The sequence below is a fragment of the Rhodanobacter soli genome (assembly GCF_040548735.1).
GTDB lineage: Bacteria > Pseudomonadota > Gammaproteobacteria > Xanthomonadales > Rhodanobacteraceae > Rhodanobacter > Rhodanobacter soli_A.
The window spans coordinates 56,595-77,858 of record NZ_JBEPSD010000003.1 but is presented as its reverse complement, the minus strand read 5'-3'; the positions used below and the strand labels follow the sequence as shown (position 1 = coordinate 77,858).

The window sequence follows — 21,264 nt, the reverse complement described above, 5'->3', positions numbered from 1 at the left end:
AGTATGGATTGCCTCGACAAGCGCCGTCAACCACGCCGCCGCGTAATCCCGATGGCGCAGCAAATTGCCATGACATTCAGTCAGATGGATGCCACACATTACAAATGCACGGGGTGTGGCTACCATACGCACATGAATGTCAGTAGCAAGCCAGAACGTACCCGCCTGTCGGCGGAGGATTGGGAACTTGCCGCCCTGCAGCTGATTGCCGAACAAGGCGTCGGCGCACTGGCCGTGGAGGCCCTGGCGCGCCGGCTGGGCGTGACCAAGGGCAGTTTCTACTGGCATTTCCGCACCCGCGAAGCCCTGCTGCACGCCGCGCTGGAGCGCTGGGAGCAGTACGGCGAGCGTGAGGTGCTGGGCCAGATCGAACAGATCACCGACCCGCGCAAGCGCCTGCCCGAACTGTTCCGCCGGGTGGCGCACGAGTTGCAGCCGCACCGCGTGTACGCCGCACTGCTGAAGGCGCTCGACCATCCGCAGGTGGTGCCGGTGATGGCGCGCGTGTCGCAGCGGCGGATGGAGTTTCTCACCACCGCCTATCGCGAGGCCGGCCTGGCCCCGCCGCAGGCGCTGAACCGGGCGCGGTTGACCTACGCCGCCTACGTCGGTTTCCTGCAGCTGAACTTCACCCTGGGCCTGCCGCGGCTCAACCACGAAGAGTTCGACGCCTACGTCGAACACATGATCACGACCCTCATCCCGGCCTGACCAGGCCCAGCGGAAGTCCCCGAACGGCGCCATCTGGCGCCGTTCTTGTTGCATCGGACCTTGCAATACCAGTGCACGCAAACTACCGTTTCAGATCACTTTTCCTGAAGACCTCAAGAGGACACGATGGCCAGCAAGCTGGAAGCGCTCGAACAGTGGGTCAACCAGGCGGCGGCGCTGACCCGCCCCGCACAGATTCACTGGTGCGATGGCTCGGACGCCGAATATCAGACCCTGGTGCAACAAATGCTGGCCGACGGCACCCTGATCGAACTGAACCAGCAGACCCATCCGGGCTGCTACCTGCACCGCTCCCACCCCTCCGATGTCGCCCGCGTCGAGCAGCTGACCCTGGTCTGCCATCCGGACAAGGACGACGCCGGCCCGAACAACCACTGGATGGCCCCGGCCGAGGCGCACGCGAAGATCGATGCGCTGTTCGACGGCTGCATGGAAGGCCGCACCATGTACGTGATCCCGTACTGCATGGGCCCGATCGACTCGCCGCTGGCACGCTGCGGCGTCGAGATCACCGACAGCCCGTACGTGGTCGCCAACATGAAGATCATGACCCGCATGGGCGCCGCCGCGCAGGCGCGGATCGAGCGCGAGGGTTCGTTCGTGAAGGGCCTGCACTCCGTCGGCGAGCTCGACCCCGCACGCCGCTGGATCATGCATTTCCCCGCCGAGCTGTCGATCAAGTCCTACGGCTCCGGTTACGGCGGCAACGCGCTGCTGGGCAAGAAGTGCCACGCGCTGCGCATCGCCAGCCACCAGGCGCGCAGCGAAGGCTGGCTGGCCGAACACATGCTGATCGTCGGCATCGAGAACCCGCGGGGCGAGACGCACTACGTCGCCGCCGCCTTCCCGTCCGCCTGCGGCAAGACCAACCTGTCGATGCTGATTCCGCCGGAAGGCTATCTGCGCGACGGCTGGAAGGTGTGGACGGTCGGCGACGACATCTGCTGGATGCGCCCCGGTGCAGATGGACGGCTATACGCGATCAACCCAGAGGCCGGCTTCTTCGGCGTGGCGCCGGGCACCAGCGACGCCACCAACCACAACGCGCTGAAGAGCATCTCGCACGACACCATCTTCACCAACGTCGCCGTCACCGCCGACAACCAGCCATGGTGGGAAGGCCTGCCCGGCACCCCGGTCACCGACTGGCAGGGACGTCCGTACGATCCGGCCAACGGCCCGGCCGCGCACCCGAACTCGCGCTTCACGGTCAGCGCGAAGCAGTGCCCGACCTGGTCGGAGATGGCCGAGGCACCGCAAGGCGTACCGATCAGCGCGATCGTGTTCGGCGGCCGTCGTCCCTCGCTGCTGCCGCTGGTGATGGAAGCGCGCGACTGGACCCACGGCGTGCTGATGGGCGCGGCGATGGGCTCGGAAACCACCGCCGCCGCCACCGGCGCGGTCGGCGTGCTGCGTCGCGACTCGATGGCGATGAAGCCGTTCTGTGGCTACCACTACGGCGACTACTTCGCGCACTGGCTGTCCTTCGACCGGCCCGGCGCGAAGCTGCCGAAGGTGTTCCACGTCAACTGGTTCCGCAAGGGCGCCGACGGCAAATTCCTGTGGCCGGGCTTCGGCGACAATCTGCGCGTGCTGGAGTGGATGATCAACCGTGCCGAAGGCCGCGTCAGCGGCGTCGAGACGCCGATCGGCATCCTGCCGGGCGAGGGCGAACTCAAGCTGGACGGGCTCAAGCTCGACCGCGCCAGGCTCGATGAATTGCTCGATGTGGACAACGCCGGCTGGCAGGCCGAGTTGTCCGCCATCGGCGAATACCTGGAGAGCTTCGCCCCACGCCTGCCCGAACGCCTGCGCCAGGAGCAGCAGCGCGTGGCCCGGGCGCTGGAAGATGACGCCGGCCAGGCACACCGCGAAGCCGTCGCCTCCTGAGGCATCCCGATCGCGGGCAGGTCACCCCGACTGCCCGCGATGTTTGCAGGCCCGCCATCGCGGCCGCCGTTCAAACCCTTTCGCGCAACGCCGCATCCAAGCTGGCAAGATGATCGCCGCCTGTCCTGCCCTTGGAAGTTCCATGTCGCCCGCCTCAACGCGAGCCAACGACAGCGATGACGTGCGTGCCGCGGCTGCCGGCGACCGTCACGCGTTCCAGCGGCTGTACCAGCTGCACGTGGGCCGCGTGCATGGTGCGGTGTACCGGCTCGCCGGCTACGACCACGCCCGCGCCGAAGACCTCACCCAGGATGCGTTCATCCGCGCCTGGCAAAAACTGCCCGGCTTTCGCCACGAGAGCGCGTTCGGCACCTGGCTGTACCGCCTCGCGGTGAACGTGGCGTTGATGGACATCCGCGCCCGCGGCGCCGACCCGGTCAGCATGCTCGACGACGAGCATCTGCCGGACACCGGCGAAACACCGTTCTGCGCCGCCGAGCGCGAGGAACTGGAACGTGCGATCGGCCAGCTGCCGCCACGTGCCCGCGCCGTGCTGGTACTGCACGACATCGAGGGCTGGCGGCACGAGGACATCGGCAGCGAACTGGGCATGGCGGTCGGCACGTCGAAAGCGCAACTGCATCGCGCCCGCGGCCTGCTGCGCAAAGTATTGGGAGAAAGCTCATGAACGAATTCGAATGGCGCCGTCAGATGCGCGACCTGCGCCAGCCGCTCACGCCACAGCGCGACCTGTGGGCCTCGATCGACGCCGCACTGGAAGACGCCGAACGCACGCAAGCATCCGCCAACCCGGCCTTGCGCGAGCCTCGGCTGGCCCATCGCCGGCGTTGGCTGGTCGCCGCCAGCGTCGCCGCGTCGCTGCTGCTGGCCGGCGGCATCGGCTGGCGCGTGCTGCAGATACCGACGGCCACGCCGGTAGCCGGCAACACGAAGGCTTCCGGCAACTGGAAGCCGTCCGACCCACGGCTCGCCGGCGCCGCGATCGAACTGGACGCTGCACAGATGGAGCTGCAACTCGCGATCCAGCAGGCACCGGATTCGCCGTCGCTGCAGCGCCTGCTCGGCCGCACCGAACAGCAACAGACGCAACTGCGCCAACTGGCCAACCAGGCCGGCTGACACCACCAGGAACGATCATGAAAACCGCCCGCTACCTTCCCCTGCTGCTGTGCTTCTGCATCGGCCAGGCCCTCGCCGACACGCCGATCCAGCTGCGCCATGACGCCACCCCGACCGCCCGCGTCAGCATCAGCAATATCGCCGGCACGGTGAACGTGACCGCATGGGACCGCAACGAAGTGCAGGTCAGCGGCCGCCTCGGCGACGGCGCCAAGCCGCTGGCGATCACCGGCAGCAACGGCGACCTGGAGATCAAGGTCGAGCCGCAGGGCGGCTCCGGCTGGTTCAACTGGGGCGGCGACAGCAAGATGGCGCCGACCACGCTGGAACTGCACGTGCCCAAGGCGGCCTCGCTCGACGTCGACGTGATCAGTGCGCCGCTGGTCATCGATGGCATGGACGGCGGCAGCATCCAGGTCAATACGGTCAGCGGCAAGGCGCGCATCAACGCACGCACGCCCTCGCTGAAGGTGGACAGCGTCAGCGGCGGCATCGAGCAGGCCGGGCATGCCGAGCAGGCCGCGCTGCAGACCGTCAGCGGCGAGATCCTGGCGCCGGCGCTGGGCCGCGATGTCGAACTGCAGACCATCTCCGGGCGTATCCAGGCCAACGGCGGACCGTGGCAGAAGCTCACCCTCAGCACGGTGTCCGGCGACGTGCAGCTCATCGGCTCCCTGGCCGCCGGCGGCAGCATCGGCATCGACAGCATGAGCGGCGACGTGCAGCTTCAACTGCCCGCGAACACCTCCGCCAGCCTGCATGCCAGCAGCTTCAGCGGCGACCTGCGCAGCGATTTCGGCACGCCGAAGGAGCCCGAACACGGCCCCGGCAGCTCGCTCGATGTCCGCCTCGGCGCGGGCGCCGGCAAGATCAACATCGAGACCTTCAGCGGCGACCTGCGCGTGCGCAAGCAGGACTGAGCGCGAGCCATTCTCCCAAACGAAAAACGCCGTCGCATGGCGACGGCGTTTTCATGACTGCCGGGAATACGGCCCGGCCGATCAGAGATCCTGGTGATACTGCACGTACGGTGTGCGCGACTGGTCCGGTTCCGGACCCGCCGGCGTATTCGCCGGGGCACCGGACGACCACAGGTTTTGCGCACCAACGCTCAGCGAGCCGCGCCATGGCAGGCGCCAGGTCACACCCAGGTCGATGCTGTTCCAGCGGCGGTCGGCATTGAGCCCGCCGGGGATGCCGGCCTGCGGCTGCATCGTGCGACCGATCAGCACGCCGCTCACCGGGCCGTGGTCGACGCCGAAACTCAACGCCTTCTGGTCCAGCGTGTCGATGCCGAGCAGGTTGCCCGGCAGCAGGTGGATGCGGCCCACGCTGGCACCCAGGTCAATACCGCTCTTGTTGCCCAGGGCCAGCCGGCCATGCGCATTGAGCTGGGAGCTGCTGTCGAAGCTGGACAGGCCATCCACGCCCGGCGCGGCGCCCGGCAGTACGCGCGGCAAGACGTTCCTGTTCGGCGTGGTGTTGGTGCCGACGCTGACACCGACGCTGTAACGGCCCGCGTCATAGGTGGCGCCCACTTCGCTGCCGAGCACGCGCAGGCCCGGATTCGTCCAGGAATGTTCGCTGACCTCCGCATGCGCCTGCAGCCGTGGCCCCAGCCCGTATTCCACGCCGGTCGTCGTCACCGTGGAGGCATCCACCACCCGCAACGCCAGCGGCGCATTCTTGCGCAGGGCCTCGGCACCGGTGCTGCGATCCGCCCTGAGCGCGAACAAGCGGCCATCGGCACCACGCCACAACGGCACGATGATGCCGGGTTCGACCTCGGTTACCTGATCCGGCGGCTGCGCCAGCAGGCGCTGCGCCATGTCACTGTTGTCGCCCACAGACTGCCCGGCCGCGGTGAGCGGCAGCAGCAGGATGAGCAGCAGGGCGGACAGGCGGCGCATACGATGGACCGGTGACTCACTCAATGGAGGATACTTGGGCTCCACTATACCCCGTTTTACGTTTTGCTAACACCCCAAAAACCCACTCCAACGCACAAAAACGGCAGGATCCGTCTCCTTTCTGACCCCTTCTCCGCCCGCGGGTTCCCCCCTCGAAAAACTGGCGAGGGAGCAGACTTACACGTTATAAAGGCGGGATAAAGGCATGCCACGTCGATCCAGCCAGGTCGCCCCGGAACCAGCCGCAGTCCAATGAGCGCCACACCGACGATCCGTTCATCCCAACCACCGCCGGTGGCTCGGGATCTTGCGGCCCTGCACGCGGCGGTCGAACGGCTGTTCGAAGCGCCCGACGCCGCCGGCGTGATGGAAGTCTGCGAACTCATGCTGGGCAATTTCGGCATCCATGGCCGCTTGCGTTGGCGACGCATGGACGAGCAGCCCGCTCCTCTGGCCGGGCAGATGGAACTGGCCGAGGATCCGCAGGGCCCGCGTACCCTGATGCTCGAATGGGCCGACCTGCCGCTGCCCGAGGTCGTACACGACCGCCTGGACTGGCTGGGCCGGCTGGCCGACATCCGCTTGCGCCAGCTGGCCGAAACCAGCCGCCTGTACGAGGCGATCTCGCGCCTGGCGCTGGCCGAACGGCTGCAGCGCGCGCTGTACGCGATCGCCGAACAGGCCGGCGCCGAACACGACATGCCCGAGATGATGCGCTCGCTGCATGCCATCGTCGGCAGCCTGATGTACGCGGAAAACTTCTACATCGTGCTGTACGACGCCGCCACCGACACCGTCCGCTTCCCCTATTACGTCGACATCGCCGATACCGACCCGCCCCCGCCGGACCAGAGCCTGCCGCTGCACGACATGCTGCACAGCCTGACCTGGAACCTGCTGCAGGAAGGCCGCCCGCTGATGGGCTCGCTCGAGGAACTGAAGCAGCAGTTCGGTGACCGTTTCGTGCTGCTCGGTCCCCGTTGCGAGCACTGGCTGGGGGCGCCGCTGCTGCGCGCCGGCCGCGTCGTCGGCGGCATCGTGATGCAGAGCTATCGCGCCGACACCCATTATTCGCGGCACGACCTGGAGCTGCTGAACTACGTGGCCCAGCATGTGCAGACGGCGCTGGAGCGGCGCGAGGCGCACATCGAGCTGGGCCGCCGGGTGACCGACCGCACCGCTGCGCTGCGCGAGGCGAACCGCGTGCTGCGCCAACAGGTGCTGCAGCGCCAGCGCGGCGAGCGCCTGCAGGCGGCGCTGTTCCGCATCGCCGAGTTGGCCAACACCTCGGACAGTCTGGACAAGTTCTACGCAGCCATGCACCAGGTGATCAGCGGCCTGCTGTACGCGCGCAACTTCTATATCGCGCTGATCGACGAGGAGAACGGCCACCTCACCTTCCCCTATTCGGTGGACGATGTGGACAGCGTGCGCCCGCCGCGCGCGCATGGGCGCGGTGCCACCGAGTACGTGCTGCGCCACGCCAAGCCGTTGCTGGCCACGCCGGCGGAGATCGATCGGCTCAGCGCGCAGGGCGAGATCAGCCACTTCGGCGCGCGCTCGGTGTGCTGGCTTGGCGTGCCGCTGATCTGGGGCGGCAAGGCGATGGGCGTGCTGGCGCTGCAAAGCTACTCGCCCGAGCACACCTACAACGAGCGCGACCAGGAGTTGCTGACCTTCGTCAGCTACCACATCGCCAACGCGCTGCAACGCAAGCAGGCCGCAGCGGCGCTGAAACACGCCTACGCCGGGCTGGAGCGCCGCGTCACCGAGCGCACCCGCGCGTTGGCGCTGGCCAACCGCGACCTGCGCGAACAGATCGCCGAGCGCGAGCGCGTCGAGCGCCGGCTGAAGTACGAAACCCTGCACGACTCGCTGACCGGCCTGCCGAACCGCACCCTGCTGCTGCAGCGGCTGGAGCAGGCGATGCAGCGCTACGTCGCGAACCCGAGCGAACAGTTCGCCGTGCTGTTCATCGACCTGGACCGCTTCAAGGTGATCAACGACTCGGTCGGTCACCTGGTCGGCGACGACCTGCTGTTCCAGGTTGGCGGCCGCATCCGCGCGTGCCTGAAGACGCGCGACGTCGTCGCGCGCCTGGGCGGCGACGAATTCGCGGTGCTGCTGGAAGGCATCGTCGATACCAACAAGGCGACGCTGATCGCCGAGCGCATCATCAGCGAGCTGCAGACGCCGTTCCGGCTCGGTACCAAGGAGATCTTCACCTCCGCCTCGATCGGCATCGCCCTGTCCAGCCCGCATTACCGCCAGCCCGAGGAACTGCTGCGCGACGCCGACGCGGCGATGTACAACGCGAAGGACGGCGGCCGCCACCGCGCGGCGATGTTCGACGACCGCCTGCGCCGCGAGGCACTGTCGCTGCTGGACATGGAGAGCGACCTGCGCCACGCGCTCAGCCGCAACGAGTTCGAGCCGTTCTACCAGCCGATCGTGGAACTGGCCGACGGCCGCGTCACCGGCTACGAGGCGCTGCTGCGCTGGCACCACCCGGAACGCGGCCTGCTGGCGCCGAACGATTTCCTGTTGATCGCCGAAGAGTGCGGCTGCGCCGAGGCGATCGACTGGCAGATCTTCGAGCAGGTGTGCACCCAGGCGGTGCGGCTGATCGGCACCGAGGGCTTCATCAGCATCAACGTGTCCGGCCGGCACTTCCGCTCCGCCGACCTCGACCAGCGACTGCTGGCACTGTTCGACCAGTACGCCGTGCCGACGCGCTGCATACGCATCGAGGTCACCGAGCACGCGCTGCTGGAGAACCCGACCCAGGTCAAGCAGATGCTGCAGAACCTGCGCAGCCACGGCGTCGGCATCGCGCTGGACGACTTCGGCACCGGCTATTCCTCGCTCAGCTACCTGCACCAGTACCCGTTCGAGACGCTGAAGATCGACCGCTCCTTCATCACCGAACTGCCGCCCGACGACGCCGAGACGCAAGGCCTGGCGCTGGTGCGCGCGATCCAGGTGCTGGCCGACTCGCTGCAGATGAAGGTGATCGCCGAAGGCATCGAGGAAGAATCGCAGCGGCAGGCGCTGCTGCGCGTCGGCTGCCGCTACGGCCAAGGCTTCCTGTTCGCCGAGCCGCAGCCCGCCAGCACGTGGCTCGGCACCGACAAGCCGCTGCTGCTGGCCTGATCGGCCCTCATCGCTACTGCGCCGTCCCCGGTGCACCGGGTGCCGCGGCTTCGCTGAGCAGGTGTTCGGCATCAATGCGGTCGAAGTGGTAGCGCTGCGCGCAGAACTCGCAGACCACCTCGATTTCGTCGCCGCGGGCGGCCAACGCCGCCTCCACTTCGTCACGGCCGAGCGAGCGCAGCATCGCCGTGACCCGCTCGCGACTGCAGCTGCAGCCGAACGCCAGCGGGCGCGGCTGGAACAGGCGCACCGACTCCTCGTGATAAAGCCGGTACAGCAACTGCTCCGGCGCGATGGCCAGCAGTTCCTGCGCGCCCAGGGTGGCGGTCAGGTGCACCACGCGATTCCATGCATCGTCATCCCGCACGGCATCGCGGCCGCCTTCGCCCGGCATCTTCTGCAGCATCAGGCCGACCGCATGTTCGCCGTCGGCGGCCAGCAGGATCCGTGCGGGCAATTGTTCGGACTGCACGAAATAGTCTTCCAGCGAACCGGCCAGATCGGCGTGCCGCAGGTCGACCAGGCCCTGGTAACGCTGGCCGCGATCCACGTTGCCGATGGTGATCGCCATGATCGCGTCGGCCAGCGCATCCAGCGCCAGCGGCTCGGACAACGGTTCGTTCCAGCGCGCCAGGCCGCGCAGGCGGCCCTGGTCGCTGCACTCGGCAAACAGCAGGCGCAACGCGTCCGAACTCTTCAGTTCGATCGACAGCGCGCCGTCCAGCTTGATGTTGCCGGTCAAGAGCGCGCTGGCAGCCAGCGCCTCGCCCAGCAAGGCATGCAGCGCCGATGGGTAGTCGGCGCGGCCGGCCACTTCGCGCCAGGCCGGCCCCAGCCGCACCAGGGTGCCGCGCACGCCGGCGCGTTCCAGCAGGAAGCGATGCAGCACGTCTTCGACAGGCAGGTTTTCCACGGCGGACGGTCTCTATTGAGGGCAAGTGCCACAGATGGGGGCACGACGGCATCCGGACAACGCCCCTTATACTGCCCGCATCTTCCCACGCGTACCGCCATGCCCTCTCCGTTCCGCCGTGCCCCGCTGGTTCGTCTGCTGCGCTCGCTGGCGATCCTGCTGCTCGCATGGCTGGCGCTGAGCTGGCTGGTGGTGCTGGTGCTGCGCTTCGTGCCGCCGTGGACGTCGGCGATGATGATGGAGCGCCAGCTCGGCGCGTGGATCCACGGCGAGAAGGACTTCCGGCTGCGCCAGCACTGGGTGCCGTGGACGCAGGTGTCGGCCTGGGTGCCGCTGGCGATGGTGGCCGGCGAGGACCAGAAGTTTCCCTACCACCACGGCTTCGACCTCGATTCCATCCAGGACGCGCTCGACGCGGCCGACGACGGCAGGCGCCTGCGCGGCGCCAGCACGATCAGCCAGCAGACCGCCAAGAACCTGTTCCTGTGGAACGGCCGCAGCTTCGTGCGCAAGGGGCTGGAGGCCTACTTCACCGTGCTGATCGAACTGACCTGGCCGAAGCAGCGCATCCTCGAGGTGTACATGAACATCGCCGAGCTGGGCAACGGCGTCTATGGCGTGGGCGCAGCCAGCGAGGCGTACTTCCACACCACGCCGGCGCGGCTCGGTCCGGCCCAGGCCGCCCGCCTCGCCGCGGTGCTGCCCAACCCGCGGCGCCTGCATGCGGACCGGCCCAGCGCCTACGTGCAACGCCGCGCGGACTGGATCCAGCGGCAGATGTACCAGCTCGGCGGGCCCGCCTATATCGAAGGCCGCGGTCCGCCGCGCGCACGGCGCTGAGCCGCTGCGCGGATTCACAACTTCACTACACGCCGGCGCCATGGCGGAGCTAGACTCGTGCCCAGACGGCCCGCCCGGGCCGGTGGGAGACCCAAGCATGAGCCAGGTCAAACATCTGCTGCAAGGCAAGGGCAACGCGATCTACAGCATTGCACCGGATGCGCCCGTACTCGAGGCGATCAAGCACATGGCCGAGCATCGGATCGGCGCGCTGCTGGTGATGCATGGCGAGCAACTGGTCGGCGTCATGTCCGAACGCGACTACGCGCGCAAGGTGATCCTGCAGGGCCGCTCCTCGTCGCAGACCGCCGTGTCCGACATCATGAGCGGCAACCCGCTGACCGTCGGCCCGGATACCGACGTGTTCGACTGCATGCGCCTGTGCACCGACAGCCGCATCCGCCACCTGCCGGTGGTGCAGGACGGCAAGGTGGTCGGGGTGATCTCGATCGGCGACCTGGTCAAGGCGGTGATCGACGCGCAGGCCGAACAGATCGAGCATCTGCAGCGGTATATCACCAGTTAGGCCGGGAATCGGGAATCGGGAAAACGCAATCCGCCAGATTCAAACTGGCGGCGTTTTACCACCGTCGCCCCGCATTTGATCGTCAGGCGCCAGATCGGGTGACCAGCCGGCACGCCTCGCCACCATGGCCGCCAGCGTGGCGACGCCGACACCGGCCAGGGCCAAGCCGCCGATACCCCAGCCCAGCATGCGCAAGCCGCTCACCGCGCTGGTCACCACCACGTCACCGAATCGCCATATCGCGGTTTCGACGAAATTCTTGCCCTTGTAGCGCGTCTCGCGCGGCACCCTCGTGTACAGCGCATCCACCGCCGGCTTGGTCATGCCGTAGGCGAAGCCGCGCGTGATCACCATCATCACCGCCAGCAGCGGCACGCTGTAGCTGAAGAACATGAAGTTGCCGTCACCGACCAGCGCCACGGCAGCCAGCAAGGCCACATTCACCAGCGATGGCACGACCAGCCCCCAACCCGCACCACGACGCACCAGCAACCACGGCGTCACACTCAGCTGCAGCACCGCGCCAAGCAGATTGGTAGCCAGATCCAGATCGTTGTAGAACAACGTGCGCGCAACCGTGCTGGTGAAATGCGCCTTGGCGTAATCGGCTACCAGCGCATAGGCCAACGTGCCGATGCCGTCGCCGAACAACATCAGCAAGGCCATGTAACGCAGGAACGGACGCGACCACAACTCCCTGATGCCGGCCCACAGCGAGCCGCCAATCGCCTCATCGGCACGGCTGCCCGCTTGTCGGTCGTGCTGCGTGGAAAGCTGCAGCAACAGCATCATCGAAAAGCTCAATGCCAGCGCCGAGACCACCAACAGCGGCGCCACGCCGATCAGCTGCACCAGAAGCTTGGTCACCAACGGGCCGAAGACCGCGCCGCCCATGCCGCCCAGCGCGATCAGCGAAAACACCCGCCGTGCCTGATCGCTGGAGAAGATGTCCGCCATGAAGCTCCAGAACAGCGACACCACGAACAGGTTGAACACGCTGGCCCAGACGAAAAACACCACACCCAGCTCGCGCGCGCCGATGCGATCCTGCTCCATGAAGGCAGGTACGAACGCGAGCAGGCACAGGATGAAGAAGCTGTAGCTCCAGCCAAGCAATTGCCTGCGCCGGAAGCGCGCCACCAGCATGCCGAACACCGGCGTCAACAGCAGCATCACCACGAACACCGCGCCGTAGAACAGCGGCAGTGACTGCGAGCCGACCGCACCGCTCAGCTGGCCCATGACTGGCCGGATGATGTAGTACGAAGTCATCACGAAAAAAAACGCCAGCGCGGACAGCATCGGCGCGGCGGCTTGTTCCACAACGGTTTGGCGGGGCAAACTCACGGGCACATCCAGCGTGGGGCGCGGCAAGCCTAGCATGCGGCCATGTCCATCCAGCAAAGCTATGGAGAAGCCTTGAACCACTACGACTACGTCATCGTCGGCGCCGGCTCGGCCGGCTGCGTGCTGGCCAACCGGCTCAGTGCCGACCCGGCCACACGCGTGCTGCTGCTGGAAGCCGGCCCCTCAGACTGGAATCCGCTGATCCACATGCCCGCCGGCATCGCCCGCCTGGCCACCAACCGAACGCTCAACTGGAACTACCGCACCGAGCCGGAGCCCGCGCTCGGCCAGCGCCGCCTGTGGTGGCCGCGCGGGCGCACCCTGGGCGGCTCCAGCGCGATCAACGCGATGTGCTACATCCGCGGCGTGGCGGCCGACTACGACCGCTGGGCCGAAGCCAGCGGCGATCCGCGCTGGTCATGGCGCGAAGTGCTGCCGTGGTTCCTGCGCAGCGAGGACAACAGCCGCGGCGCCAGCGCGCTGCACGGCACGGGCGGTCCGCTCGGCGTTGCCGACCTGCGTCACCGCAACGTGCTGTCGGAGACCTTGATCGACGCGGCCGAAAGCGCCGGCTTCCCGCGCAACGACGACTTCAACGGCGAGCAGCAGGCCGGCTTCGGGCTTTACCAGGTGACCCAGCGCCACGGCACGCGTTGCTCCAGCGCGACGGCGTTCCTGAAGCCCGCGCGTCAACGCGAAAACCTGCACGTGCGCACGCATGCGCTGGTCGAGCGCGTGCTGATCGAGCAGGGCCGCGCCGTCGGCGTGCAGCTGCGCCGCGGCCGGCATGACGCCGAGCGGATCGAGGCCGGCGAGGTGATCCTCGCGGCGGGCGCGATCAACACGCCGCAACTGCTGATGTTGTCCGGGTTAGGCCCCGCCGACCACCTGCGCGAACACGGCATCGCGGTGGTCGCCGACGTGCCCGATATCGGCGCCAACCTGCAGGACCACCTGGACATCTGCACGCTCGACGCCAACCCGGGCAAGCTCAGCTACGACCACCTCAACGAGCTGTCCGCCGGCCTGCGCTGGCTGCGCCACCGCGACGGACCGGGCAGCTCCAACGTGGCCGAGGCTGGCGGTTTCGTGCGCAGCCGCTTCGCCGCCGACGCGCGCTGCGACCTGCAGTTCCACTTCGTGCCCGCGCTGCTCGACGACCACGGCCGCCATCGCCTGCCCGGCTACGGCTACACGCTGCATGCGTGCTACCTGCATCCGCGCAGCCGCGGCCGGCTGCGCCTGCACTCGGCCGACCCGGCGCAACCGATCGCGATCCACGCCGATTACCTCAGCGACCCGGAAGGCCACGACATGAAGATGATGATCGAGGCCGCGCGGCTGTCGCGCGAGATTCTCGATCAGGCGGCATTCGCGCCGCATCGCGGCGCGCCGGTGTTTCCCGAGCGCCGGATCGGTACCGATGCCGAGTACGCCGACTTCATCCGGCGCAAGGCGGAAACCATCTACCACCCGGTCGGCACCTGCCGCATGGGCAGCGACGACCGCGCGGTGGTGGACAGCGAGCTGCGCGTGCGCAACGTGGACGGCCTGCGCGTGGTCGACGCCTCGGTGATGCCGAGCCTGCCCAGCGGCAATACCAACGCACCCACGATCATGATCGCCGAGCGCGCCGGCGCCTTGATCCGCGGCGAGGCCTGAGCGCTCCTACATCGGCAGCGGACAGTGCAGGCTGGCGCAGATCACGCGCAGTAGTTCCGCCTCTTCCACGCTGACCACGCCGTCGGCCTGAATCGCGCCGACCAGACTCTGGATCACCAGTTCCTTAGCGACCGGCAGCAGTCCATCCAGATCATCCAGCGCACGTTCGAGCGGTGCCTGCCACGCCGCCGGCGGTGGCGCCCATGCGATCGCCTCCCCCGGGAAGGCTTGCTGCATCGCCACGAGCCAGGCGCGGCGGGCGCTCGCCTCGTCGGAACAGCCGCCTGACGCGACGATAGTGCAAACCAGGATCAGGCTGTCGCGGCAGGCCGGGAGTTTCTTCAGCCCATCGACCGGCGCACGGCGAGGCTGGCTGGCCTCCTTGAGCTGCAGACGCAGCAGGCGTGCAAGGCAATATTCGTTGAGATCGACCCTGCCATCGGCCTTGACCAGCGCGTCGAGCGCGACCAGCAGGGTCTGCTGACGCCCTTCCGGCAATTGCTTCAATGCGGGAAACGCCAGCGAGGCCAGCGGCAGGCGTGCCATCGGCGGGAGCTGCGCTACTTCGCCATTGAACGCCTGCACGGTTTGCAGCACATCATCGCCGAAAGCATCGGCAACGATCCGCCGCTGCGCCGGCTGCAGCGCCGCCTCGGTCGACGTGGCCAACGCCAGCATCACGGCAAGCGCGGACTCGGGCTGCTGCACGGCCCCGGTCAGCGCAGACGGCATGGCCTGACGCACCGAGGCAGCACGTTGAAAACGGGGCGCCGATGCCGTGCCGCCGACGACAGCACCACCGGCCAACACGGCGGGCAGCGCGGACGGCATGGCCATGCCCGGAACAACGCCTTGCGTCGCCGCCGGCTTGTCGGCGATCGGGGTGGCCGACGCCGTGGCTGTCGGGTGCTGCAGCGAGGCGGCCAGCCGGGCCAGCTCTTCCTCGCGGAAACCGGGCTCGAGCGCACGGATGCGCTGCAGCAGCGGCGGGTGCGTGGCGAACAGCGCATTGAACGTGCCGGCCTCGCCGAACAGCATGTGCGCCACCTCCTGCTTGTTCGCCACCTGCAGGGTGGAGCCTTCGGCGAAGATCGCGATCTTCTTCAACGCGCCGGCGATGCCGTCGGTCTGGCGGGTGAACTGCACGGCCGAAGCATCCGCCAGCGATTCGCGCGAACGCGCCACCGCGGCCTGGATCAGCCGCCCGAAGAAATAACCGATGTAGCCGACCACCATCAGCGCCAGCCCGATCAGCCATACCTGGCCGCCACCCCGACGGTTGCCGCTGCCGCCGAACCAGATCACCCGGCGCCCCACGATCGCCAGCACCAGGATGCCGAACAGCAGGCCCATCAGGCGGATGTTGAGCCGCATGTCGCCGTTCAGCACGTGGCTGAACTCGTGCGCGATCACGCCCTGCAACTCGTCGCGGCTGAGCCTGTCGAGGCAGCCCCGGGTCACGCACACCGCCGCGTCGGAGGCCGAATAGCCGGCGGCGAATGCATTGATGCCCGCTTCGTCGGCCATCAGGTAGATGTCCGGCACCGGCACGCCCGCGGCGATGGCGACTTCCTCGATCACGTTGCGCAGCCGCCGCAGTTGCGGGTCGCTGGTATCCGGCGGCACCGGCACCGCCCCCACGCTTTCGGCCACCGCCTTGCCGCCGCTGGACAGGCTCATGATGCGGAACAGCGAACTGAGCCCGATCCCGGCGATGACCGCGGCGCTGCTCGCGAACAGCAGCGGCAGGTTCGATGCCACCGGCTCGCCGTCGGCCGCATGATGGCCCATGGTGAGCCATACCACCGCGTCGATCGCCGCCACGATCGCCACCACCGCCAGCACGAACAACACCACCAGCCGCCGGCTGCTGCCGCGCACGCGCGCCTGTTGCGCAAAGAAATCCATGGAAGCTCCCGGGTGGCGCCACGGCATGCGCCGCGACGCGACGGCGATCAGCTGAAGGAAACCTTCGGCACCTCGCGTACGGCCGGATCCTCGATCTTCAGCGGCTCGGCCGCGGCGAAGCCGAAGCTGTTCGCCACGAACGAGGCGGGAAAGACTTCGCGCTTGTTGTTGTAGGTCAGCACCGAGTCGTTATACGCCTGGCGCGCGAACGCCACCCGGTTCTCCGTGGACGTCAGCTCTTCGGAGAGCTGCATCATGGTCTGGTTCGCCTTCAGGTCGGGATAGGCCTCCTGCAACGCGAACAAATGGCCCAAAGTCTGGGTCAAAGCATTTTCACTGCTGGCCAGCTGCTGCATCGCGGCCGGATCGCCCGGGTTGGCCTTCGCACCGGCCAGCCCGCTGACCGCCGCGTTGCGCGCCTGCACCACCGCCTCGAGCGTGCCGCGTTCGTGCGCGAGGTAGCCCTTGGCGGTCTCGACCAGGTTCGGAATCAGGTCGTGGCGCCGGGTGAGCTGGACGTCGATCTGCGCAAATGCGTTCTTGTAGCCGTTGCGCGAGGTGACCAGTCCGTTGTAGATCGCCACGAAGTACAAGACAATCAGGACAACGACAATCAGAAAAATGATCAGACCCATCGTCGAGCTCTCCACCCTGAGGCGCATCCCCACGCCGGAACCACGCCAGAATACCATGCAGTTTCATAAGATCTTCTTGCTGATCGCGGGCGCACTGGGGCTGGCCTGCACGCCGGTCTGCGCCACCGCGCGCACCACTTCCCCGGCTTCCGCCCCGTCGCCGGCCAGCGTCGGCAACGTGCCGCAGCAACTGCCGTCGCCGCGCGTCAAGCAGACCCTCGCCGACTACCAGCGCTGGCTGAACCGCCTCGCCCAGCGCGACGCCGTCGCCGGCCTGGCCACCGCGGTGGTGATCGACGGCAAGGTGGTCTACGAGGGCACCGTCGGCTACGCCGACGCCTCCACCAAACAGCCGATCACCCCGGATACCGTGTTTCGCCTCGCCTCGCTGTCGAAGGCGTTCGCCACCGCCATCGCCGGCCTGCTGATCGACGACGGCAAGCTCGGCTGGGACACGAAGCTGGTCGACGTGCTGCCGTACTTCAAGCTGAAGAACATGCAGGCCGCATCGCAGGCCACGGTCAGCGACATCCTGGGACAGCGGCTGGGCCTGCCGCGCAATACCTACGACAACATGCTCGAGGGCGACACGCCCTACGAGGAGCTGGTGCGCAAACTGGACGAAGTCGACATGGTCTGCGGCGTGGGCCAGTGCTACGGCTACCAGAACGTCGCCTTCAGCATGATCGGCGACGTGGTGCTCGCGCGCACCGGCGACTTCTTCTATCACCAGGTCGACAAGCGCATCTTCTATCCGCTGGGCATGAACACCGCCAGCTACGGCCGCGCCGCGCTGGAATCCAGCAAGAGCTGGGCACGCCCGCACCGCGCCACCAGCCGGGGCTGGGTGCCATTCGAACCGAACGAAACCTACTACCGGGTCGCGCCGGCGGCCGGCGTCAACGCCAGCCTGCGCGACATGGAGAAATGGCTGATCGCCCAGATGGGCGGCCGCCAGGACGTGCTGCCCACCTCGCTGCTGGACGTGCTGCACGCTCCCGGCGTCGCCACGCCCAGCGAACTGCATGCCACCGCCTGGCGCAGCGGACGCCTGACCGCCGCACACTACGCGCTGGGCTGGCGGGTCTATGAATACGGTGGCGAAACCCTGATCTATCACGCCGGCGCCGTGGCCGGTTATCGCACCATGATTGGCTTCTTCCCGAAGTACCGCGCCGGCGTGGTCACCCTGTGGAACTCCACCGGCCCCACGCCCAGCGGGCTGATGCCGATGGTGTTCGACGATCTGCTGGGCCTGCCGCACGTGGACTGGGCCCACATCGAAGGCCCCGCCAAGCCGGCAGCGAAGTCCAGGGCGAAATCCCGGCCGCGCGTGCATCGCCGCGCGCCACGCCACCGCTGAACCCGCAACCGCCCAAAAGAAAGCGGCGCATGCGAAACATGCGCCGCCCGGGTTGCTGCAGTCACGCCACGATCAGAGTTTGAACTCGATCCGCTGCTGCTTGACGCTGGAAACGGCGACGCCATTCTTCATCGCCGGATTGAAGCGGTAGCGCTCCACCGCGTCGATCGCCGCACGGTCGAAGACATGACGTGGTTGCGACTCGACGACCTTCACGTCGCTGGTCGTGCCGTCGGGATCGACCGTGAACGAGACCACCACCCAGCCTTCCTGGCGTGCCCGCATGGCAGCCGTGGGGTAGCGCGCCGCCGAGCCCTTCACCAGCACCGCCGCCGTGGTCGCGCCCGCACCAGCCGCGCTGCCGCCGTCCGCACCCGCGGCATCGCCGCCTGCCGCCGGCGCATTCGCCGCCGCCTGCTGGCGTGGCTGCTGCGTCGCGCTCGCCTGCTCGGCCTTTTGCTGCTCGGCCAGCTGGGCCTTTTGCTGCTCGGCCAGCTTGTCCGCCGCCTGTTTGTCCGCCGCTGCCTTCTGGGCCGCGAGCTGGGTGGCCTTCTCCTGATCGAGCGCCAGCTGTTGCTGCTTGTCCAGGGTCTTGCGCTGGGCATCGAGCTTGGAACGGAGAATGGTCAACGTGAAGTTGGCTGGGTCGGCCTTCGCCAGCAGATCGATCTGGCGCTGCGCTTCGCCGAAGTCGCGCGAGTTGATCGCCTGTTCGGCCGAGGTGGCGGCGAACGGGAACGTCTCGCGCAACGCATCGGAAGCCACCTTGTTGCCGGGCTCCTTTTCCAGCACGCGCAGGTAGAACTCGAACGCATTGTTGCCGGCCGGCGCCAGGTAGCGCTGCTCGTTCATGGCGGTGCGCGCCTCGGCAAGCAGCTGGTTGAGATCCATCGCAGCCACGTTGGCCGGCGGCGGCGCCGTCCGCGTCGCGGTGGAAACCGGTGTGGACGGATGGCCGCCCGAGTCGGCCATGACCAACTCCTGGTGCGGCTTGATAATGAGGAACCACGCGCCCACGGCAAGCAGGGCAAAGATGGCGATGATGGCAATGACCAAGGGCCGAACGGCCCCACGCGCATGCCGGCGCGTATCAAGTATGTATCGGGTATCCATGGTCTCTCACTGAGTGTCGACAGATACCCGCGCTTTTTCCCCCTGTCCATCCAGGAGCAGTGAATCCCCCGGATTCACCGCGGCGCGGATGTGCAGAAGGTAACTCCAATGGCGCAGCACGGCAAATCGCGTGCGGAATCACGACACCTGACCGGAATCCGGTCCAGGGATGCGGCGCAGGACAACGGTGGAGATCGCCGGAAACACGGCGGGCAGCGCCGGCGTCGAAGGGGAGCGCGGCAGGCGCCGCCATCGCGGGATGGATTCTCCAACCCCTGAAACGAAGCGTCCCGGCCAGGCCGGGACGAATCTTCTCGAAGTGCTCTCCCCGCGCTGGGCACCGCGGGGAGAGAAGTCGATTGCTTGTCTTATTGTGGGTGTCGCTTGTCGTGTTGCTTGCAGCCTTACTTCTTCGCTTTGGCTTTCGCGGTCTTGGTGGCCTTCACCACCTTGGCCGGTGCAGCTTTCTTGGCGGCGGCCTTCTTCGGCGCAGCCTTCTTCGCAACCTTCTTCACAGCAGCTTTCTTGGCGGCTGCCGGCTTCTTGGCAGCTTTCTTGGCGGCCGGCTTCCTAGCAGCAGCCTTCTTGGCGGCCGGCTTCTTGGCAACCGGCTTCTTGGCGGCGGCCTTCTTCACGGCGGGTTTCTTGGCGGCGGCCTTCTTGGCGGCCGGTTTCTTTGCAGCGGATTTCTTGGCAGTGGCCATGGTTCGTCTCAGCTCCTCATCAGTTGGCAGTGGTTGCCCAGTAAAAGCGTGCAGGAACGCTTCGACCAACACGTCACTGTTGGTAGCGTGCCGAAGATTGTTCACTTGACGGTGGGTGCGCAAATCAGAAAGCCGCCGCAGGACATGCAGCGGAATCGAGACAGTGATCTTGCGTACTGCATTGGCCTTTTCACCGTGCTCGACATAGGGCTTGATGAATTTCGTTGTTGCCATAAAACGCATTCCCCGTGATCTGTTGCGAAAGCTATCCCCGAAGATTTCGCCTGTCAATTGATTTTAGTCATGAAATCAATCCGGTCCACCCCGCCCCAAACCCGCCGGAGGCCTGCCGCGACAAGGCTTCCGGGGTGACAATGGGTATAATCAATTGGACGTCCATACGTCCAAAGTTTATTTAGATAAAAAATATGGAATATCTTGAAACCCTTGCTGTACAACGTTTTCAAGGCACTTCGACAACGATAATTCATCAAGCGGCTGTTGCAAGGCGTCGCTCGATCAAGGTGCATTCCGAGCCACCGAACGGCTCCCGGCAGATGAACAGAACACGACTGAAATGACCTGAACCCCCACCCCGGCACAAACAAAAAAATCCGGCGCCCCTGCCCCGTCGGCACCCCGGCAACGGCACGAATGGGATGCGCCGCATTCCCGGACCCTCATCGCCGATGGCGATCGCGCGACGACATTTTGCACGCCATCACCTCGACGACGGCATGCATGCGCCGCGCAAACATCGAGATGATTTCATCGGGAGGAACAGGGCGGCGCTCGCTCCGGAGCACACGGTTCCTATCAGCGACGCCTGCGGAAAATTGGACGGCTGCATGCACGACGCAGCGACACGTCCCGTCCCCGGAAACGCTGCCGGCCGCACTGGGCGGCCGGCATAAATCTGACTGTGGTCAGCCGCGACTCAGTGGTCTTCGTTCTCGACCAGCTCTTCGTAGTCGTTCGCGTCGAGCAGTTCGTCGAGCTCGGCACGGTCGCTGGGACGCACCAGGAAGATCCAGCCTTCGCCGAAGGCGTCTTCGTTGATGGTCTCGGGCTTGTCGTTGAGCAGTTCGTTGACCTCGACGATCTCGCCGGAAACCGGCGAGTAGATGTCGGAAGCCGCCTTCACCGATTCCACCACGGCCGCACCGGCGCCCGCCTTCACGGCGGAGCCGACTTCCGGCAGTTCCACATAGACCAGGTCGCCGAGCTGACCCTGCGCGTGGTCGGAGATGCCCACCCGGACCAGACCATCGTCTTCGACGCGGGCCCACTCGTGGGACTTGAGGAATTTCAGATCGCCGGGAATCTCGCTCATGATCGGGGTCCAGTCGTTTGGTTGGGTGACAGGCGGTGATTCTAGCTACATCCGCCAAAGGGAAGAATGTGCCGCGGGGGCATGGGCGCGTGACG

18 protein-coding genes are annotated in these 21,264 nt (G+C 66.9%); 10 read left to right on the top strand and 8 right to left on the bottom strand.

Going from position 1 to position 21,264, the window contains the following annotated elements; all coding sequences use genetic code 11:
- Window positions 1-132 precede the first annotated feature (132 nt).
- The 5 genes from ABIE04_RS14450 to ABIE04_RS14430 all read left to right on the top strand — a co-directional run bounded on the left by ABIE04_RS14450 (window position 133) and on the right by ABIE04_RS14430 (window position 4,682).
- Window positions 133-711, top strand: a complete 579-nt coding sequence (locus tag ABIE04_RS14450; protein WP_354551650.1) for a TetR/AcrR family transcriptional regulator — start codon at window positions 133-135, stop codon at window positions 709-711.
- A gap of 126 nt (window positions 712-837) precedes the next feature.
- Window positions 838-2,622 (top strand): phosphoenolpyruvate carboxykinase (GTP), encoded by a 1,785-nt coding sequence (locus ABIE04_RS14445; protein ID WP_354551646.1) that lies wholly within the window; start codon window positions 838-840, stop codon window positions 2,620-2,622.
- A gap of 142 nt (window positions 2,623-2,764) precedes the next feature.
- Complete coding sequence (locus ABIE04_RS14440) at window positions 2,765-3,310, top strand: RNA polymerase sigma factor (RefSeq protein WP_354551641.1); 546 nt, start codon at window positions 2,765-2,767, stop codon at window positions 3,308-3,310.
- Window positions 3,307-3,762 (top strand): hypothetical protein, encoded by a 456-nt coding sequence (locus ABIE04_RS14435; RefSeq protein WP_354551636.1) that lies wholly within the window; start codon window positions 3,307-3,309, stop codon window positions 3,760-3,762. Before ABIE04_RS14440 ends, ABIE04_RS14435 begins: the two co-directional genes overlap by 4 nt.
- A 17-nt stretch (window positions 3,763-3,779) precedes the next feature.
- Window positions 3,780-4,682 (top strand): DUF4097 family beta strand repeat-containing protein, encoded by a 903-nt coding sequence (locus ABIE04_RS14430; protein WP_354551632.1) that lies wholly within the window; start codon window positions 3,780-3,782, stop codon window positions 4,680-4,682.
- A gap of 81 nt (window positions 4,683-4,763) precedes the next feature.
- On the opposite strand, the gene ABIE04_RS14425 is transcribed toward ABIE04_RS14430, so the two are convergent.
- On the bottom strand, window positions 4,764-5,672 hold the full coding sequence (locus tag ABIE04_RS14425) for a hypothetical protein (protein WP_354551627.1): 909 nt from the start codon (window positions 5,670-5,672) through the stop codon (window positions 4,764-4,766).
- Between the two features lie 252 nt (window positions 5,673-5,924).
- On the opposite strand from ABIE04_RS14425, the gene ABIE04_RS14420 reads away from it, so the two are divergent.
- Window positions 5,925-8,825 (top strand): bifunctional diguanylate cyclase/phosphodiesterase, encoded by a 2,901-nt coding sequence (locus tag ABIE04_RS14420; RefSeq protein WP_354551625.1) that lies wholly within the window; start codon window positions 5,925-5,927, stop codon window positions 8,823-8,825.
- A gap of 13 nt (window positions 8,826-8,838) precedes the next feature.
- Here ABIE04_RS14420 and ABIE04_RS14415 read toward each other — a convergent pair whose 3' ends face one another.
- Window positions 8,839-9,738, bottom strand: coding sequence for an Hsp33 family molecular chaperone HslO (locus tag ABIE04_RS14415; protein WP_354551623.1), 900 nt, complete (start codon window positions 9,736-9,738; stop codon window positions 8,839-8,841).
- 99 nt (window positions 9,739-9,837) lie between these two features.
- On the opposite strand from ABIE04_RS14415, the gene mtgA reads away from it, so the two are divergent.
- Together mtgA and ABIE04_RS14405 are read left to right on the top strand one after the other, a co-directional pair.
- A complete protein-coding gene (gene mtgA / locus ABIE04_RS14410; RefSeq protein ID WP_354551621.1) occupies window positions 9,838-10,578 on the top strand; it encodes a monofunctional biosynthetic peptidoglycan transglycosylase in 741 nt (246 codons plus the stop codon).
- Window positions 10,579-10,675: 97 nt separating this feature from the next.
- Entirely contained in the window at window positions 10,676-11,104 is a 429-nt protein-coding gene (locus ABIE04_RS14405) for a CBS domain-containing protein (protein ID WP_214557788.1), read from the top strand.
- Window positions 11,105-11,143: 39 nt separating this feature from the next.
- On the opposite strand, the gene ABIE04_RS14400 is transcribed toward ABIE04_RS14405, so the two are convergent.
- On the bottom strand, window positions 11,144-12,406 hold the full coding sequence (locus ABIE04_RS14400) for an NTP/NDP exchange transporter (protein ID WP_354552755.1): 1,263 nt from the start codon (window positions 12,404-12,406) through the stop codon (window positions 11,144-11,146).
- Between the two features lie 87 nt (window positions 12,407-12,493).
- Here ABIE04_RS14400 and ABIE04_RS14395 point away from each other — a divergent pair, with 87 nt between their 5' ends.
- Window positions 12,494-14,113: a GMC family oxidoreductase gene (locus tag ABIE04_RS14395; protein ID WP_354551618.1), complete on the top strand. Its 1,620-nt coding sequence runs from the start codon at window positions 12,494-12,496 to the stop codon at window positions 14,111-14,113.
- A 6-nt stretch (window positions 14,114-14,119) separates the two neighbouring features.
- Here the strand turns inward: ABIE04_RS14395 and ABIE04_RS14390 are convergent, their stop codons facing one another.
- Window positions 14,120-16,021, bottom strand: a complete 1,902-nt coding sequence (locus ABIE04_RS14390; RefSeq protein ID WP_354551616.1) for a M48 family metalloprotease — start codon at window positions 16,019-16,021, stop codon at window positions 14,120-14,122.
- A 47-nt stretch (window positions 16,022-16,068) separates the two neighbouring features.
- Window positions 16,069-16,656, bottom strand: coding sequence for a LemA family protein (locus ABIE04_RS14385; protein WP_354551614.1), 588 nt, complete (start codon window positions 16,654-16,656; stop codon window positions 16,069-16,071).
- 55 nt (window positions 16,657-16,711) lie between these two features.
- Here ABIE04_RS14385 and ABIE04_RS14380 point away from each other — a divergent pair, with 55 nt between their 5' ends.
- Window positions 16,712-18,019 (top strand): serine hydrolase domain-containing protein, encoded by a 1,308-nt coding sequence (locus ABIE04_RS14380; RefSeq protein ID WP_354551612.1) that lies wholly within the window; start codon window positions 16,712-16,714, stop codon window positions 18,017-18,019.
- A gap of 72 nt (window positions 18,020-18,091) precedes the next feature.
- Here ABIE04_RS14380 and ABIE04_RS14375 read toward each other — a convergent pair whose 3' ends face one another.
- The 3 genes from ABIE04_RS14375 to gcvH form a co-directional block, all read right to left on the bottom strand.
- Window positions 18,092-19,132, bottom strand: coding sequence for an energy transducer TonB (locus ABIE04_RS14375; RefSeq protein WP_354551610.1), 1,041 nt, complete (start codon window positions 19,130-19,132; stop codon window positions 18,092-18,094).
- 404 nt (window positions 19,133-19,536) lie between these two features.
- Window positions 19,537-20,070 (bottom strand): met regulon transcriptional regulator MetJ, encoded by a 534-nt coding sequence (gene metJ, locus ABIE04_RS14370; protein WP_214557794.1) that lies wholly within the window; start codon window positions 20,068-20,070, stop codon window positions 19,537-19,539.
- Window positions 20,071-20,773: 703 nt separating this feature from the next.
- Entirely contained in the window at window positions 20,774-21,169 is a 396-nt protein-coding gene (gene gcvH, locus ABIE04_RS14365) for a glycine cleavage system protein GcvH (protein WP_214557795.1), read from the bottom strand.
- Window positions 21,170-21,264 lie beyond the last annotated feature (95 nt).